Genomic DNA, 730 nt, shown 5'->3' on the forward strand with positions numbered 1-730 from the left:
TGGATCCGCGGCAAACCTACCGGTAGCTGGAGCAGCATGCTGCTTGAGCAGATTGAGGAGATGCACGACTATTATGCCCGCTATTTGCCGCAAATGTCGCTGTCGGTACTGGTGCCATTGATGATCCTCATCGTAGTATTTCCTATCAACTGGGCCGCAGGGCTGATTTTGTTTTTAACTGCCCCTCTGATTCCACTGTTCATGGCACTAGTCGGCACAGGCGCCGCTGGCGCCAACCAGCGTAATTTTCTTGCGCTAGCGCGTCTGTCGGGCTATTTCCTCGACCGGCTACGTGGACTGGAAACCCTGCGGCTATTCTTTCGCGCCGAAGCGGAAACGGAGGATATGCGCCGCGCCACCGAGGATTTCCGTCAGCGTACTATGGAGGTTTTGCGGCTGGCGTTTTTGTCGTCTGGCGTATTGGAATTCTTCGCCTCGATCTCTATCGCAGTCGCGGCGGTTTATTTTGGCTTCTCCTACCTGGGGGAACTGCATTTCGGCAGTTACGGCACCAGTGTCACGCTATTCGACGGCTTTTTAGTGTTGATCCTAGCATCGGAATTTTTTCAGCCACTGCGCGATTTGGGTACTTTTTATCACGCTAAAGCCCAGGCAGTGGGCGCGGCAGAATCTCTGGTCTCCTTTTTGGAACACGACGATGTAAGCCAGGGCGCCGGCCAGGAAACACCTGCCTCGGGGCCGGTCAGTTTACTCGCTCGCGATCTGTGGG

Annotated in this window: 1 protein-coding gene; it reads left to right on the forward strand. The window is 55.2% G+C overall.

Annotated features, from left to right (window positions below; genetic code table 11):
- Positions 1–730: ABC transporter transmembrane domain-containing protein (locus BG74_RS00280; protein ID WP_244267046.1), on the forward strand; the 730-nt coding region annotated here is incomplete at both ends.

The organism is Sodalis-like endosymbiont of Proechinophthirus fluctus (assembly GCF_001602625.1).
Taxonomy (GTDB): domain Bacteria; phylum Pseudomonadota; class Gammaproteobacteria; order Enterobacterales; family Enterobacteriaceae.